We start from the raw sequence: 13,666 nt of genomic DNA on the forward strand, positions 1-13,666 counted from the left end.
CGTCGAGGTCCGGCTCCACCGGAAAGCGGTTGCTCGCGGCCGTGTAGCCCCACAGCCCGCCGGAGCGGCGTTCCCGCAGCAGAAAGGCCGCCGCGCGATCCGCCAGGGGCCTGGCGGCGGCGTCATCCCGCAGCCAAGACAGGGCATAGAGCGCAAAAGTAGTTACGAAAGGAGAAGCGTCGAGCACCCCCTGCCCCGAAAGCCCGGCGTCGCGGTACCAGGAGCTCGGAAACTCTCCGCTCTCCAGCTGGACCTGGTCCATGAAGCTGAGCGCGCGCTGCAGCGCTGGGCAGACGCATGCGTCGAGGTTCGTTTCACCAGCCATCGTTCAGTTGCAGGTAAACGAGTCCGAGCTCACCGGCCTCCGTACCCTAGCTTCCGTCCTTCCGATGCGCAAATATTTTTTTCTTGACGAAACGTGCGACCCTCGATAACCTATCCGTCCATCCGCGTGCGGATCGTACTCGGGTTCGAGGATCAGTCGGTTAGAGGTCCGGTCGGGCGAGGAGCGGCTCCGGGTTCTTTCAAGAAGTCCAATTTTTCCACGCGCAATTACACAGGAGGCCCCATCATGGCGAGCTACTGGAAGGAACGGCTGGATCAGCGGGCGGCGGAAGACTCCGCCTTCCGTGAGCAACTCAAATCGGATCCGCGCGCCGCGCTGCAGAGCGCGCTTGGCGTGACCGTCCCGGACCACGTCCGCCTCAACGTGGTCGAGGACGGACCGAACCAGCTGACGATCGCGGTACCCGCCCGGTCGGACGGCGGTGGCGCGAGCGCGTCCGCCGCAGCGGACAGCTGCGACACGGTGAACATCGGGTGGACGGTCGGCTGCACCGGTTCCTGCTAGGACGGCGCAGCACGGCGATGTAGCTGGTGAGCCGCTCCTCGGCGACCCCTCGCGACCTGCCTCGCTTTCCGGCACTACGGGCGAAAACCCATGTCGACTCAAGATGGCCACGCCGCGCAACCCTGGCTGAAACACGGGTGGATCAAGCAGAAGCGCGCCTACCTGGAAGCACGGACCCGCGCGATGATCGTGCACCGCGCCTGGCGCGACCCGGAGTTCCGTGAGCGTCTGCTGGCCGATCCACGCGCCGCTCTCGCAGCGGTGCTCGATCTGCGGATTCCGGATGATGTGGAGATCGAGATCGTTCAGGAAGCGGAAGGCGAGATGACGCTGGTCCTTCCGCACATGCCCGAGAGCAGCCGCCCACCGGGCACGCTCGCCGGGGCCTCCGGGCGGCTGGACGCCTGCAGCACCCACGTCCTCATGTGGACAGGGGGGTGCACGGGTACCTGCTAGGGTGCTCGGAAAGGTCCCGACGCAAGGTGCCAGGGTCTCCCATGCCCTGAGTGCTCCGGATGGCGGCAGCGAAAAACGCTTTGATTTTGTTGAGACGCGACAGCGGGAACCCTCGTTGATGCTGCAGACGACATGCGCAATCCGACTCTGATCGACGCCATCATCGCCAACGGAGCCGGCCTGCAGGAGCGGCTCACGGCTGGCGTGACGGTAGACCAGCGCCGGTTCGTCCCTTCATTCGAGCTCCAGCAGGTCGAGCGCTGGAAGACCCTGCTCGGCGAGAGCCATCCGGAGGCGCTGGAACGCCGCCTCACGGCGGCGGGAATCCGGTACGCACCCGCGGAGCTGGCCTCCCGCATCGGGCCGCTGAAGGCGCTGGCCGGCCGGCCCGAGTGGCTCGACGCGTTTCTGGAGATCCACGCGGCGCTGAAAGCCGCCGCCGACACGCCGCGGTTCGACCCTCCCGCGGGCCCGTGGCGCTTCGTTCGCGCCAGCGACCCACTCCCCTTCCAGCACCTGCTTGCACCCGTGGTGGTGCTTGCCTCGCGCGACCTGCATGCGCGCCGGCCCTGGGCAGGCTCGCTGCTCGCCGAAGCTGCGGTGGCTGAGGTGGAGCGGGGGCTACTGCAGACGCTGGTCTATCTCTTCTCACGCAGCCTGCAGAGCGATTTCAGCTACTTCCGCGGCGGGGACCCCGTTTCATGGCGGGGTGTGGACGCCGAGGGCGACGAACTGTACCGGGAGTTCTGCCACCACCTGCTGGCGCACGGGCTGGACGATTTCTTCGCCACCCGTCCGGTGCTGGCGCGCCTGCTCGTGTGCGCGGTTCAGACGTGGAGCGGTGCGACCGCACGCCTGCTCGACCGGCTCCGCGCGGACCTTGCCCTCCTGGAGACGGAGTTCGGCGGCGGCCGGCCGCTCGGACGCGTGGTCGAGTTCGCCGGCAAGCTGTCGGACCGGCACGACGGCGGCGACTCCGTGGCCGTGCTGGGCTTCGCCTCGGGGCAGCGGATCGTCTACAAACCGCGCGACCTGCGGATCGAGCAGTGGTTCAACGCTCTCCTCGCGGGGCTGAACGGGACCGGCTCGATGCCGCGTCTGCGTACGCTGCGCGTGTGTGTGCGCGAGCGCTACGGGTGGACCGAGTTCGTGGAGCCCCTGCCCTGCGCCGATGCGGGGGGAATCGTGGCGTTCTACGAGCGGGCGGGTGCGCTCCTGTGTCTGGCGTACGTGCTGGGCGGAACAGACCTGCACGCCGAAAACCTCATGGCGTCGGGCGCGGACCCCGTGCTCGTCGACGTGGAGATGCTCTTCCAGCCCGAGTGCGAGTTCGCTCCGCTGCTCCCGGCGGCGGAATCGGCGCAGGAAGACCACCCGGTATGGCCGCCGACACAGGTGTACGCCACGGGGCTGCTCCCCATCGGCTCCCTCCAAGGGCACGGCACGGTGGACCTGAGCGGGCTCGGGGCAACTCCGGGGCAGTCCACGGGCCGGACGCTGCCCGCGTTCGGCCAGGTGAACCGCTCGGGAATGTGCCTGCTCGACGAGGAGGTGCGTACGCCGGGCCTGCCCAACCGGCCCGCCTGCGGCGGGGTGCATGCCGGCGTGCGGGACCACGCAGACGCGGTCGCCCGCGGCTTTGCCGCCGCGTGGGGCACGGTCATTCGGCACCGCGTCGAGGTGCTGGAACGGGTGGAGCAATGCGTGGCGCTGCCGATCCGCGTCGTGTTCCGGCCAACCCGCCACTACAGCGATCTGCGGTTTGAAGCCGTCTCCCCGGGCGCCGTCCGGAGCGGTACAGCGCACGACCTGGTGTACGAGCGGCTCTACGCCGCCGCGCTGGACGGGCCGGCGCGGCAGCCCCTGGTCCGCCTTGCGGCCTCCGAGGTGCGGACGCTCCGGCGCCTCGACATCCCCCGTTTCACCACGGCCGCGGACGCGACCTGGGTGGAACTGGATGACGGGGTCCGCATCGAGGGCTGCCTGAGCCGGTCCGGATACGCGCGCGTCGTGGAACGGGTCCGTACCATGGACCTCGGCTCTCTCGACGTTCACCTCCAGCTGATCGGACTGGCGCTCGCGACGGACGACGGCCCGCGTCCCGCCGCCCCCGCCGGCACGGGTGGGAGAGCGGAAGCGCACGACCCGCTGGGGGCGGACGATGCCGTGGCCGCGGCCGCTGGCATCGTGGCGTACCTGCGGCGCAAGGCGCTGTACCGGGGCAAAGACGTCTTGTGGCTGGGTGTCCGGGGAATGCACGAGAGTGCGACACCGCACCTGAGGCCGCTCCGGTTCGACCTGTACTCCGGGAGCGTGGGCGTGGCCCTTTTCCTGGCCGCCTTCGCCCGCGTCACGGGCGACCCCGAGGCTCGCCGGATGGCACTGGGGGCGCTCTCGGAGCTGCGCTGCGCCCTTCGGCGGCCGGGGGATTCACCTCTCGCGCGCTACGACGTCGGCGGTGCCTCGGGGCTCGGATCGGTGGCCTACGGGCTGCTGCGCTGCGGAACGCTTCTGAACGATGGCGGCATCGTGGAGGACGCGGGCCGCGCGGCCCGCCTGATCACCCCCGAACGAGTGGCCGCCGACGAAGTACTGGACGTGATGCGCGGGGCGGCCGGAGGCCTGCTCGGGATCCTGGCTGTGCACGAGGCCGCGCCCGAGCCGGCACTGGTGGACAACGCGCTCGCCTGTGCCCGGCACCTCGTGCACACCCGCGTGGAGTCCGGCGATGGAGCGTGTGCGTGGCGCACCATCCGCCGCGAGCGGCGCTCCGGGCTTTCGCACGGCGCCGCGGGGATTGCGTACGCGCTCATGCGGGTTCATCACCACTTCCCCGGCGAGGGCTTCGGCCGCGTCGCCCGGGAGGCGGTTGCGTTCGAGAACACGCTCTACGATCCCGATGCGGGCGACTGGCGGGCCCTCCTCCCCGAGGACGCCGACGGCAATGCGCGACGGAGCATGTGCACCTGGTGCAATGGCGCGGCGGGGATCGGGCTCGCGCGGCTGCTCGGCGACGCACCCGCCACGCGCGACGACGTGGACCGCGCGTTGCGAGCCACGCTGCGCTCGCTCGGCACGGGGGCGGACTTCGTCTGCTGCGGCGAGACGGGGCGCGTGGAGCTACTGCTTGAGGCCGCCGAACGCCTGGATCTTCCGGAGCAGGCGTTCGTGGCTCGCCGTCACCTGGCCTGGATGGTGGGCCGGGCGGCCGGGTCCGGGGGCTTTCACCTGGGGACCGGCCGCTCCGGTGGAAACCAGGATGTCGGCCTGTTCACCGGGCTCGCGGGCATCGGCTACCAGCTCCTGCGCTCCACGCACCCCGGCCAGGTGCCGCCGTTCCTCGGATGGAGGTGACGCGGGGGGGGGCGGGCCCCACGTGCACGGGCGCGCTCCGACCGACCCCGGCGCGGCCTCCGCACCGGGTTCCGTACGGAAGAAAGCGGCTCCGCGTAACCCTTCGCCGCGCGTCCTTCCGACCTGTGGCCAGGCTCCCGCGCACCGGGAACGCTGGCGTCCTTTCTCGGCCGTTTACCTCTGGGCATTGCCATGACATCGGATGGAGGGGGAGAGCACCTGTCGTGGCTCGCGGAGCAGAGCCTGCTCCTCGGATCGCAGTGCTACGCGCGGCTGCTCTCGCGCGCCTGGGCCGATCCGGACTTTCATCGTCTCCTGGTGCGGCATCCTGAGCAGGCGATGGAGCAGGAGTTCGGGGGCTCCGTGGGAGAGCGCGTGACGGTGCGGGTGCTGGAAGAGCCACCGGGACGCCTGGTGCTGGTGCTGCCCCCAAACCCGTACGCCCGGGGGGGCCGATGATTGCCGCGGAAGCGTGCTCGCTGGCCGGGATGCTGGACCAGTTGCGGCCCCACGTTCCCGCGGCGCTGATTTCGGACGCGGCGTGGACGCGTGTGCAGGGGATGGCCGGGCAGGTACCGGCCGCGCTTCCGCGGGTCGTCGGACTCGAATGCAGGCTGGCCCACGACGCCCGAACGGACCTGGCGCTGGGGCTCGAGCCCGCGGGCGGCGCGCTCTTGGCGGGCGGGGGCTCATGGGTGGCGCCTGGCACGCCCGAACACCCCGTGTGGGAACGCATCCGCTCCTTCTGCCGCCCCCGGGGCGCCGGCAGCGGCCTCACCGCGGAGGAAACCCTTTCGATCTGGCTGGAGTTCGACGACGTCGGCGACGCCGCAGAGGGGCCCGTCTCCCTCCCTGTCCCGGGGATCTTCATCGAGATTGCGCCTGCGCTTCGCGGTGAGGCGGCGCGGACCGCGTGCCTGGCGTTCGTCACCCGCGTGATCGGCGAACTGGCCGGCGAGCACGCGGTGGCGTCCCTTTCCGCTCCCCTGCGACACTGCTTCTCCGCCCTGCCGTCGGGCGCGTGCGTCCCCGGTTTCGGCTTCTTTCCCGGACGCGCCGCCAGCGCCGTCCGCGTCAACGTCTCGTGCCCGGATGCCGCCCGGCTGGTTTTGTACCTTCAGGCCGTAGGGTGGCCGGGAGAGGCGAACGTGCTCCGTTCCACGCTGGCCGAAGCCGCGCGCGCGCGTGGACGAACCGGCTGCGACGCGCCTGAGCAGATCCACTTCGATCTCGCTCCCCACGTTCTGCCACGGCTCGGCCTGGAGTACTTCCTGGCGCGAACGCCGCAAGCGAATGGGACCCTTGTGGAGGCCCGGTTCCTCGACGCCCTCGTGAGCCGCGGCCTGTGCACGCCAGGGAAGCGGGCCGCGCTCCACGCGTGGCCCGGCACGTCCCTGACCGCCTTCGCGCACACGCTCTGGGTCAGCCGCGTGCGGCGCCTGGTGCACCACCTGAAGCTGGTCTGCGAGGGGGGCATCCCGGTAGAAGCCAAGGCATACCTCGGCATCTATCAGGTGTAGGCACGCGGCGCGTGCCGTCGAGTCGGGATCCGGGCGGAGCACGACGGCCGACGGCCGTGTCGCCGCCATAACGCAGTGGACTTCCAGCAGGAAGGTCCGCCGCCCGTCCCTCTCCATACCATCGGATTCCCCTGCGTGGCGGTGGACCGCCACGCCAGCCGATCACCGCCGCCGGGAGCGCCGGCGGCCCTGCGGGAGATGAGGCGATGAACGACGAAAATGGCGGTACCCCCGCCGGCGGCAACGCCGAGGTGAGCTCCTGGTACCGGTCGGGCGACACGATCGGCGAAACCACCATCGGCACCGGCGTGGGCGGTGACAAGACAGTCACGTTCTCGGTGGTGAACGGCGCCATGATCTTCGAAGGCGACATCTACCTGGGCCGCGTCGAAGAGATGGAGGTCCCCGAGGTCCAGGGGATCGGCCGCACGGGGGAGCAGTTCCGCTGGCCGGGAGGCACGATCCCGTACGTGATCAACCCGTCCCTCCCCAACCCGGAGCGCGTTGCGCAGGCCATAGAGCACTGGCACGCCAACACGCGCATTCGCCTGGTCCCGCGGAGCAACGAGCCGGACTACGTGGAGTTCCTGGACGACTGGGGCTGCTACTCGCAGGTGGGGCGCATCGGCGGCCGGCAGGTGATCTCCCTGGGTCCGAACTGCCCGGTCGGGGCCGCCATCCACGAGATCGGCCACGCGGTGGGTCTGTGGCACGAGCAGAGCCGCGAAGACCGCGGCAAGTTCGTGGAGGTGCTGACGGCCAACATCCAGTCCAACGCGCGCCACAACTTCGATCAGCACATCCTGGACGGCGACGACCTGGGGCAGTACGACTTCGGGTCCATCATGCACTACCCGCCCGGCGCGTTCACCATCAACGGCCAGCCCACACTTCGACCGCTGGTGCCGCTTCCGCCGGGTGTAGTGATGGGCCAGCGCAACGGGCTGAGTGAAGGCGACAAGGCGGCGGTGCAAGCCCTTTACCCGGAGCTGTACAACGACTGATCGCGCTGCGGCGGGGGACGGCAGGCGAGTCACGGGCGAGGTGCGCCTGGCCCCGGGGGCAGCCCCTCCCTCCCACCCCGCCACCGTTCGCATCCGGCTCATGGACGTGAGCCTCCAGGACATGGAGGCGCGCATCGTGGCGGAGCAGGTCATCCACGACGCCAGGCCGGATCGCTCCCAGGGCGTCCCGTTCATGCTGGACGCCACGTCCATCGATCCTGCGGCGACCTACGCGGTGCAAGCGCATGTGGAGACACGGGGCAATGCGCAGGTGAGGCCGGGTGACTGGGTTTCGATGCAGTCTTACCCGGTGCTCACCCACGGCGCCCCGGACCACGTGGTGGTGCAGGTGGAGCGGGTGTGACCGGGCACCATGAATGAGGACGTGAGGAGAGACAATGACCAGGATGATCACCGCCCACTACATGCACGAGGCAGAGCGGGAGGCGGCCCGCCGGAGCATGCCGGGCGCGCTGGTGACGGACGCGTTCGTTCACGGCCAGATCGAGGAAGAGCGGATCGAGCAGCTCAGGGCCCAGGGGCTGTTCGTGGAGGTACACGACGACGAGGAGCCTCTCGCGGGCGACGCAGGGGCGAGGGGGGCTGTGGAGAGGTCGGCTGCCGTCTTGCCGGAACCCGTCGAGGACGCGTTCTACATCCTGCGGCTGCGCCGGCCGCTCCTTCCCGGCGACCACGAACGGCTGGCGGGGATGGGAGTGGAGGTCCTCGAGCGGGTGGCTCCCGTGCGCAGCGAGTGGGAGCCTCATGAGACGCGGCCGGCGGAGCGCCGGGAGTTCAAGGCGCGCCTCGCGGCCGGGCAGCTGCCCGCCGTGCGGCTCCTCGACTTCGTGCATTCAGCCCGGCTGTATGGTGTCGGGCAAACGCCGGTGCTGAGCCGTCCCCCGACCGACCTCCCCCAGGGCGATCCCGGGAGCGGGCTGGAAGCCGCCACCGGCGCGCGCCCTAGGCGCATCTATGACGTTGTGCTGCACCGCCCGGCCGACACGCACCCTGAGGACCGCGACGCGGTGCTGGCCTGGCTTCGCGACCATGGCGTGCCGGTCACGGGTACGGCGCGGCGGAAGATCCGCGTGGAGCTGGATTCTGCGATGGAGCCGGACCTGCGCGCGCTGCACGAAGTGGCCTTGCTGGACGAGTACGCGGAGCCGCAACTGCTGAACGACCACGCACGGCGAATTCTGGGCGTGGACCCCGTCGCCCCCGGTGCGCCGGGAATCCCGCAGACCGGAAAGGGGCAGGTGGTGGGGATTGCGGATACGGGGATCGACCAGACGCACAAGGACTTCAGCGGGCGCATCCGCAAGGTGATCCCCCGGGGGCGGCCCGGCGACGCCAGCGATTCGCACGGCCACGGCACTCACGTCGCCGGCTCCGTTGCGGGCACGGGGGCGGAGTCCAACGGCGAGATCCGCGGCGTGGCACCCGAAGCGGAGATCGTCTTCCAGTCCATCTGCGACGCCAGCGGAAAACTGGCCCTTCCTGTGGATGTGGGAGACCTGTTGCAGGAGGCATACGACGAGCAGGCCCGCATCCACAACAACAGCTGGGGCGCCAAGACGGGATCGCAGTATCGCAGCACCTCGTTCGACGTGGACGACTTCGTCTGCCGCCGCCGCGACATGCTGGTCGTGATCGCGGCGGGGAACGAGGGCACCGCCGTCAGCTCCGCTGTCCCCTTGCGCGCGGCCGCGGGCTACCCGGACTGGCTGAGCATCGGGGCGCCGGCTACCAGCAAGAACGCGCTGGTCGTGGGCGCCAGCCGCAGCAGCCGCACGTCGGGCGGATGGGCGGCGGACACCTGGAACGCCCGGTGGCCGGATCGCTTCCGGACACCAGACGGCATTTCCGTGGAGACCATCTCCGGCAGCCCCGAGTGCCTGGCAGGGTTCAGCAGCCGCGGGCCCTGCATGGACGACCGTGTGAAACCCGACCTGGTGGCGCCGGGCACCGACATCCTCTCCACCCGGCCCGCGAAGGTGGATGATCCAAGCGTGTTCTGGGCCGTGGAGAACGACCACTACGCGTACATGGGCGGCACCAGCATGGCGGCGCCCCTGGTGGCGGGGTGCGCCGCGCTCGTGCGCGAGTACTACGTGGACGAACGCGGCCACACGCCCAGCGCAGCGCTGCTCAAAGCCACGCTGGTCAACGGTAGCCGCTGGCTGAGCGGCAGCGACGCGGTCGAGGGGCACAAGGTCTCGCCCAACTTCCACCAGGGCTTCGGCGCGGTGCACCTTCCCACCACGATCCCCAGCCCCGGCAACCCGCGCCTCCGGCTGGAGTTCTTCGACCCGTGGGATACGCCCGCGCAGTGGCTGGCCATGAGCGGGCTCGCGCGCCAGTGGGACATCCAGGTGAACGGGGGCACGGAACTGCGCGTCTGCCTGGTCTACACGGACCTTCCCGCCTCCGGGCTGCAGAACCGGCTGAACCTGTTCGTAGCCGAGAACGGGGGTTCGGGCCGGTGGGTGGGCAATCAGGACCTGCCATATAACCCCAAGTGCGTGCCAGACCCGTACAACAACGTCCAGGTGGTGCGCGTCCCCACCCCCGCCTCCGGGGAGTATCGCGTCAAAGTCTCCGCTACCAGCCTGCTGCAGCCGCAGGACTTCGCGCTCGTCGTGACCGGGGACCTGGCGAGCGGCCTCTGACCTGGACCGCACGCTGAACGGAGCCGGGCAGAGAAAAAGAAATCCCGGAGGAGGCGCCGCCTCCGGGTCTCTCCCTCTGCTGCCCTCTCCGACCCGACCGAGCGCAACCGAACGAATCGGATTCGGGAGATCGCCACTGGCGGGCGGCTACCGATCGTCAGCCCTCGCCGAGCGCCGCCGCGATCTCCTCCCGCACCCACGCGTCCGCTTCCACCTCCGCGCGGCCGGCGAGCGCCTGCCGCGCCGCTTCCCTGCCGGTGCGCCCCAGTGCCCACGCCGCGTGCCCCCGCACGAGCGGCTCCTCGTCGTTCAGCGCGACGGCGAGCACGGGGATGGCGTCCGGCGAGCCCCAGTTGCCGAGCGCGACCGCCACGTTCCGGAGGAGACCGCGGCGCTTGGCGCGTTTGATGGGCGAGCCCTTGAAGCGCGCGCTGAACTCCTCCTGCGTCATCGTCATCCACTCGATCAGCGAGGGCCCGTCGAGCCCCTCGCGCGCCAGGAACGCTGGGTCGGCTGACGGCGTGGCGAAGCGGTTCCACGGGCAGACCTCCTGGCAGATGTCGCAGCCGTAGACGCGGTTGCCGATCATCGGGCGCAGGTCGCGGGGGATGGCGCCCTTGAGCTCGATGGTCAGGTAGCTGATGCACCGGCGCGCATCCATGCGGGGCGCGCCTGTTTCGTCACGCCCCAGGAGAGCGCCCGTGGGGCATGCGCTCACGCAGGCATTGCAGGTTCCGCAGTGGTCCTTCTGGAACGGCTGGTCGTACGCCAGCTCGACGTCCAGCAGGACGACGCCCAGGAACCAGAACGAGCCGCCGCGGGGCTGGATGAGCATGGTGTTGCGCGCCTGCCAGCCCAGCCCGGCGCGGCTGGCCAGCTCGCGTTCCAGCACGGCGCCGGTGTCGACGTAGGCCCGGCCGGTGACGGGCAGAAGCTCGGCGTCGATCCACTCCTGGAGCGCGATCAGGCGCTCCTTCATCAGCTCGTGGTAATCGTGGTTGCGGGCGTAGCGGGCGACGATTCCGCGCGAGGGATCGGCCGTGACGCCCGGATCGGCATCTACGTTGTAGTACTCCAGCCCTACGACCACGGCCGACTTTGCGCCGGGGACCAGGACGGCCGGGTCGCGGCGCTTGGCGACGGCGTCCTCACGGGCAAGGTAGCCCATCTCGCCGTGCATCCCCTCGCCCACCCATCGCGCGTACGCGTCCCCCTGCGCGCTCTCGTGCGCCGGGGCGATGCCCACCACGCCAAAGCCCATTTCCAGGGCCCGGCCTCTGATGCGCTCGCTGAGCTCAGTGGGTGACGGCAGGGTGGATTCCATGGGCTGCACGTACCCCGCAACCTCGCTCACGTGCCTCTACTTACCTGCGAAAGTACACAGTGTTAACATCAACAGCGGATCTCACGCGGAGGCGCGGAGGTCGCGGAGAACTGCGGAGATAGAAAGAGAGGCGGGGATGAGGGATGTCGATGAGGTGAGCGGCGCAATCGTGGATGCCGCGCTGCGGCTACACACGCGGCTCGGGCCGGGGTTGCTGGAGTCCGTTTACGAAGTGCTCCTCGCCCGGATGCTGGAGAAGCGCGGACTCTCCGTCGAGCGCCAGCTACCTGTCACCTTCGAGATGGACGGGATACGATTCGAGGAGGGATTCCGGGTCGACTTGCTAGTAGACAAGCGCATCGTAGTGGAACTCAAGTCAGTGGAGAAGCTTGCCGATGTACATCCCAAGCAACTCCTGACATACCTTCGTCTGCTGGATCTCCGAGTCGGGCTCCTGATCAACTTCGGTGCGGCGCGGATGAAAGATGGAATTCATCGGATCGTGAACGGACACACCCCCTCGACCGCGTCACCGCTGCGGCTGCACAAGAGTCCTATGCAGTTCTCCGCGACCTCCGCGCCTCCGCGTGATACTTGACGAGCCTGGAGACAGGCGGGCACTTTGCGCGCTCGCCTGAACCCGGGAAGGAAGCACGCGCATGGCAGACAGACTGGAAGAGTTCCGCCGCTTCAGGGAGCGCATGAACGAGCGCATTCTCGAGGCCGGCAACCTGGAAATCAAGCGCTTTTTCGCGCTCGACACCCGCTGCTACGAACCCGGCGCGCTGGACGTAAAGACCAAGGAGCTGCTGGGCCTCGTCGCCTCAATGGTGCTGCGCTGCGACGACTGCGTGACGTACCACCTGGTCCGCTGCAAGGAAGAAGGCGTCGGCGACGCCGAGCTCTTCGAAACGTTCAACGTGGGGCTGATCGTCGGCGGCAGCATCGTCATCCCCCACCTGCGCCGCGCGGTAGACATGCTCGACCGCCTGAACGCCGGCGGACCCATCGACGTCGACCGCGAAACGGCCGAATGAGCGCCATCCCACACCCGGAGCTGGAGCGCTTCCGCACCGAGTTCCCCATCCTGCAGACGCGCACGTACCTGAACTCGTGCTCGCTGGGCGCCCTGTCGCGACGGTCGATGGGGTACCTGGGCGAGTACCAGGCCCTGTGGAACACCATGGGCGCCAGCGCGTGGTACGAGCTGTGGATGGGCCGCATCGGCCAGCTGAAGCAGGGCGTCGCCACCATGTGGAACGCCCAGGAGTCCGAGATCGCCCTGTCGCCCAGCGTGTCGGGCGCGCTGTCGTCCATCGCTTCGTCCATCGACTACACGAAGCGCAACAAGGTGGTGGTCGCCGAGCTGGACTTCCCCACCCTCGTCTACCAGTGGCTGGCCCGCCCCGACGTCGAGGTCGTCCGCGTGCCCTCCGACGACGGCATCGGCGTGCCGCCCGAGCGCTGGGCCGAGTACGTGGACGAGCGCACCGCCCTGGTGGCCACCAGCCACGTGTTCTACGGCACCGGCTACATCCAGGACCTTTCCGGCGCCGCCAGGGCCGCGCGCGACAAAGGGGCGCTGTTCCTGGTCGACGGCTACCAGGCCGCGGGGCAGATCACCGTCGATCCCCGCGCCGTCGACGCCGACATCTACGTGGCGGGGCCGCTCAAGTGGCTCCTGGGCGGCCCCGGGCTGGCGTTCCTGTACGTCCGCCAGGAGCGCATCGCCGAGCTGCGGCCCACCATCGCCTCGTGGTTCGGCGCGCGCGACCAGTTCGAGTTCCGCAACGACGAGCTGGATTTCCGCTACGACGCGGGGCGCTTTTCCATGGGCACCCCCGCCGTTCCCACCGTGTACACGGCGCTGGGAGGGCTGGAGATCTTTGCCGAGGCCGGGCAGGAAAACGCGTACGAGCGCATCGCCGCGCTCACCGAAGACCTGGTGGGGCTGGTGGATGAGCAGGGGTGGGAGGTGAAGATCTCGCGCGAGCCCGCGCACCGCTCGGGGATCATCCTGGTGCGCCACGACGACGCGGCCGGCGCCGTCCGCCAGCTCGCCGACCGCAACATCATCGTCGACCACCGCGCCGGCTACGTGCGCGTTTCGCCCCACTTCTACAACACGCCGGACGAGAGCCGGATGTTCGTCGAGGCGCTGCGCCAGGTCTGAGCGGCACCGCGCGGAGAGACGGAGGGCACGGAGGAAAGGCAGCACTCCGCCCTTCCTCCGTGCCCTCCGTGCGAAACCCGGCGGTCGTGCTTACTTCGAAGGCCGGTTTTCGTCGTCCACCGCGTCCACCGCCGTCTTGATGGTGCCGCCGGTCTTGCCGGTGCGGGCGGGGATGGCAAGACGGATCTCGCCCACGTTGTTCGCGTAGCTGGCCTCCGCGAAGTTGTGGCACAAGCCGGTGGCGCTGTTGCGCACCGGGCAGGGCTCGCCGCGCGCGGGCGTAAAGCCCGGGTTCACCGTGATGCGCAGGATG

14 protein-coding genes are annotated in these 13,666 nt (G+C 69.7%); 11 read left to right on the forward strand and 3 right to left on the reverse strand.

The genetic code is table 11. From position 1 onward, the window contains the following. Positions 1 to 325 (reverse strand): hypothetical protein (locus VIB55_RS19565; RefSeq protein WP_331878352.1); only part of this gene is annotated, 325 nt, incomplete at its 3' end. A gap of 246 nt (positions 326 to 571) precedes the next feature. Between VIB55_RS19565 and VIB55_RS19570 the strand changes: the two genes are divergently transcribed. The 8 genes from VIB55_RS19570 to VIB55_RS19605 all read left to right on the forward strand — a co-directional run bounded on the left by VIB55_RS19570 (position 572) and on the right by VIB55_RS19605 (position 9,856). Continuing rightward, entirely contained in the window at positions 572 to 850 is a 279-nt protein-coding gene (locus VIB55_RS19570; RefSeq protein WP_331878353.1) for a hypothetical protein, read from the forward strand. Positions 851 to 940: 90 nt separating this feature from the next. Then, positions 941 to 1,306 carry a nitrile hydratase subunit alpha gene (locus VIB55_RS19575; RefSeq protein ID WP_331878354.1) on the forward strand — a complete coding sequence of 122 codons (366 nt, stop codon included), beginning with the start codon at positions 941 to 943 and terminating at the stop codon, positions 1,304 to 1,306. A gap of 132 nt (positions 1,307 to 1,438) precedes the next feature. Then, positions 1,439 to 4,660: a type 2 lanthipeptide synthetase LanM family protein gene (locus tag VIB55_RS19580; protein ID WP_331878355.1), complete on the forward strand. Its 3,222-nt coding sequence runs from the start codon at positions 1,439 to 1,441 to the stop codon at positions 4,658 to 4,660. A 192-nt stretch (positions 4,661 to 4,852) separates the two neighbouring features. Continuing rightward, entirely contained in the window at positions 4,853 to 5,119 is a 267-nt protein-coding gene (locus VIB55_RS19585; RefSeq protein WP_331878356.1) for a hypothetical protein, read from the forward strand. Further along, a complete protein-coding gene (locus tag VIB55_RS19590) occupies positions 5,116 to 6,180 on the forward strand; it encodes a hypothetical protein (protein ID WP_331878357.1) in 1,065 nt (354 codons plus the stop codon). The genes VIB55_RS19585 and VIB55_RS19590 overlap by 4 nt, the downstream gene beginning before the upstream one ends. 206 nt (positions 6,181 to 6,386) lie before the next feature. Beyond that, entirely contained in the window at positions 6,387 to 7,184 is a 798-nt protein-coding gene (locus VIB55_RS19595; protein WP_331878358.1) for a M12 family metallopeptidase, read from the forward strand. Beyond that, entirely contained in the window at positions 7,129 to 7,548 is a 420-nt protein-coding gene (locus tag VIB55_RS19600) for a YbaY family lipoprotein (RefSeq protein WP_331878359.1), read from the forward strand. The genes VIB55_RS19595 and VIB55_RS19600 overlap by 56 nt, the downstream gene beginning before the upstream one ends. A 34-nt stretch (positions 7,549 to 7,582) precedes the next feature. Then, on the forward strand, positions 7,583 to 9,856 hold the full coding sequence (locus VIB55_RS19605) for a S8 family serine peptidase (RefSeq protein WP_331878360.1): 2,274 nt from the start codon (positions 7,583 to 7,585) through the stop codon (positions 9,854 to 9,856). 157 nt (positions 9,857 to 10,013) lie between these two features. Here VIB55_RS19605 and queG read toward each other — a convergent pair whose 3' ends face one another. Then, positions 10,014 to 11,210 (reverse strand): tRNA epoxyqueuosine(34) reductase QueG, encoded by a 1,197-nt coding sequence (queG, locus tag VIB55_RS19610; RefSeq protein WP_331878361.1) that lies wholly within the window; start codon positions 11,208 to 11,210, stop codon positions 10,014 to 10,016. Between the two features lie 106 nt (positions 11,211 to 11,316). Here queG and VIB55_RS19615 point away from each other — a divergent pair, with 106 nt between their 5' ends. From VIB55_RS19615 to VIB55_RS19625, 3 genes are all read left to right on the forward strand, one after another. Continuing rightward, a complete protein-coding gene (locus VIB55_RS19615; RefSeq protein WP_331878362.1) occupies positions 11,317 to 11,778 on the forward strand; it encodes a GxxExxY protein in 462 nt (153 codons plus the stop codon). A gap of 61 nt (positions 11,779 to 11,839) precedes the next feature. Then, a complete protein-coding gene (locus VIB55_RS19620; protein WP_331878363.1) occupies positions 11,840 to 12,217 on the forward strand; it encodes a carboxymuconolactone decarboxylase family protein in 378 nt (125 codons plus the stop codon). After that, entirely contained in the window at positions 12,214 to 13,353 is a 1,140-nt protein-coding gene (locus tag VIB55_RS19625; protein WP_331878364.1) for an aminotransferase class V-fold PLP-dependent enzyme, read from the forward strand. The genes VIB55_RS19620 and VIB55_RS19625 overlap by 4 nt, the downstream gene beginning before the upstream one ends. Positions 13,354 to 13,443: 90 nt before the next feature. Here the strand turns inward: VIB55_RS19625 and VIB55_RS19630 are convergent. Next, on the reverse strand, positions 13,444 to 13,666 hold a 223-nt coding region (locus tag VIB55_RS19630), incomplete at its 5' end, for a hypothetical protein (protein WP_331878365.1).

The organism is Longimicrobium sp., from assembly GCF_036554565.1.
Lineage (GTDB): Bacteria > Gemmatimonadota > Gemmatimonadetes > Longimicrobiales > Longimicrobiaceae > Longimicrobium.

What these genes read in the sequence shown, in the direction of transcription:
- VIB55_RS19570 (WP_331878353.1), top strand. Translation starts at nt 572, where the DNA reads ATGGCGAGCTACTGGAAGGAACGGCTGGATCAGCGGGCGGCGGAAGAC.
- VIB55_RS19575 (WP_331878354.1), top strand. Translation starts at nt 941, where the DNA reads ATGTCGACTCAAGATGGCCACGCCGCGCAACCCTGGCTGAAACACGGG.
- VIB55_RS19580 (WP_331878355.1), top strand. Translation starts at nt 1,439, where the DNA reads ATGCGCAATCCGACTCTGATCGACGCCATCATCGCCAACGGAGCCGGC.
- VIB55_RS19585 (WP_331878356.1), top strand. Translation starts at nt 4,853, where the DNA reads ATGACATCGGATGGAGGGGGAGAGCACCTGTCGTGGCTCGCGGAGCAG.
- VIB55_RS19590 (WP_331878357.1), top strand. Translation starts at nt 5,116, where the DNA reads ATGATTGCCGCGGAAGCGTGCTCGCTGGCCGGGATGCTGGACCAGTTG.
- VIB55_RS19595 (WP_331878358.1), top strand. Translation starts at nt 6,387, where the DNA reads ATGAACGACGAAAATGGCGGTACCCCCGCCGGCGGCAACGCCGAGGTG.
- VIB55_RS19605 (WP_331878360.1), top strand. Translation starts at nt 7,583, where the DNA reads ATGACCAGGATGATCACCGCCCACTACATGCACGAGGCAGAGCGGGAG.
- VIB55_RS19615 (WP_331878362.1), top strand. Translation starts at nt 11,317, where the DNA reads ATGAGGGATGTCGATGAGGTGAGCGGCGCAATCGTGGATGCCGCGCTG.
- VIB55_RS19620 (WP_331878363.1), top strand. Translation starts at nt 11,840, where the DNA reads ATGGCAGACAGACTGGAAGAGTTCCGCCGCTTCAGGGAGCGCATGAAC.
- VIB55_RS19625 (WP_331878364.1), top strand. Translation starts at nt 12,214, where the DNA reads ATGAGCGCCATCCCACACCCGGAGCTGGAGCGCTTCCGCACCGAGTTC.